Below are 1,075 nucleotides of genomic sequence, written 5' to 3' on the forward strand. Positions count from 1 at the left end.
AAAAAAAGAGGTAAACCTATCAATGGATGGTCAGAAGCAGACAAACGAATTCCAATGGAATATCAAGAATGGTGTGATTCTTGGGCTTCTGAATGGTTCAGAATTTTAAAACCAGGAGCTAGCGCAATAGTTTTTGCTGGACGTAGATTTTCTCATAGGTGTATATGCTCAATGGAAAATGCGGGTTTTAATCTAAAAGATATGCTTGCCTGGATGAGAACAAAAGCACCACACAGGGCTCAACGACTAAGTTGTGTATATGAACGCAGAGGTGATATTGACAACGTGAAACGGTGGGATGGGTGGAGAGTTGGTAACTTGCAACCCACTTTCGAGCCAATCCTTTGGTTTTCAAAACCATATAAAATGGGTGGAACTATAGCAGACAATGCTCTTCTGCACGGAGTCGGAGCTTATAACCAAGAATCATTTATCAGAAATACCGGAAAATCGGAAAATGTTATATCCGCAGGTTTTTCGAAAGGTGAGAGTGGTTATCACCCTACACAAAAACCAATATCTTTAATGAAAACACTAATAGAATTAACCACTCAAGAAGGTCAGCTTGTTGTAGACCCTTTCTGTGGAAGCGGCTCAACATTGGTTGCAGCCAATGAATTGAATAGAGATTTCATTGGCTTTGATACAGACCCTAACTATGTTGAAGTCAGCCTAAAAAGAATAGCATCAGTCCATAATTTATTTTAACTGATTTAGGAAAGTGAAAGAATATTGTTATTGTTCACTTTCCTGATCTGATCTTCTCTCGAAGTTATTTTATTAATTTTAATTAACTCAGACACGGCTTCTTCTTTTGTCATTCTTAATATCCTATTCCTTTCACTAGAAAGAAATTCAAGAGCTATTTCCTTTGAAGCCAAAATCCCCTCATCTGTGGCTTTTTTTTTCATCTAACCATAAATTATGTATATCTTCATCAAACTCTAACATCGTTCTATTTATCATTGTCCAATATAACACGCTATCTTTTGATGGATTAATCAATGATACTGATTTGAATATTTTATGAAGTAAATCAATGGCTTTTGTTTTTCCTTTTATTTCTGAATACCGA

The 1,075-nt window shown here is 35.9% G+C and carries 3 protein-coding genes; 1 reads left to right on the forward strand and 2 read right to left on the reverse strand.

Annotated features, from left to right (window positions below; translation table 11 throughout):
* A partial coding sequence (locus AYY16_RS13085; protein WP_067367360.1) for a DNA-methyltransferase occupies nucleotides 1-708 on the forward strand: 708 nt, incomplete at its 5' end.
* 5 nt (nucleotides 709-713) lie between these two features.
* On the opposite strand, the gene AYY16_RS21730 is transcribed toward AYY16_RS13085, so the two are convergent.
* Both AYY16_RS21730 and AYY16_RS21155 read right to left on the reverse strand, forming a co-directional pair.
* Nucleotides 714-911 (reverse strand): HindIII family type II restriction endonuclease, encoded by a 198-nt coding sequence (locus AYY16_RS21730; RefSeq protein ID WP_067367363.1) that lies wholly within the window; start codon nucleotides 909-911, stop codon nucleotides 714-716.
* Nucleotides 889-1,075 (reverse strand): HindIII family type II restriction endonuclease (locus AYY16_RS21155; RefSeq protein WP_235846307.1); only part of this gene is annotated, 187 nt, incomplete at its 5' end. The genes AYY16_RS21730 and AYY16_RS21155, both read right to left, overlap by 23 nt.

Source organism: Morganella psychrotolerans (assembly GCF_001676155.1).
GTDB classification, from domain to species: domain Bacteria; phylum Pseudomonadota; class Gammaproteobacteria; order Enterobacterales; family Enterobacteriaceae; genus Morganella; species Morganella psychrotolerans.

What these genes read in the sequence shown, in the direction of transcription:
- AYY16_RS21730 (WP_067367363.1), bottom strand. Translation starts at nt 911, where the DNA reads ATGAAAAAAAAAGCCACAGATGAGGGGATTTTGGCTTCAAAGGAAATA.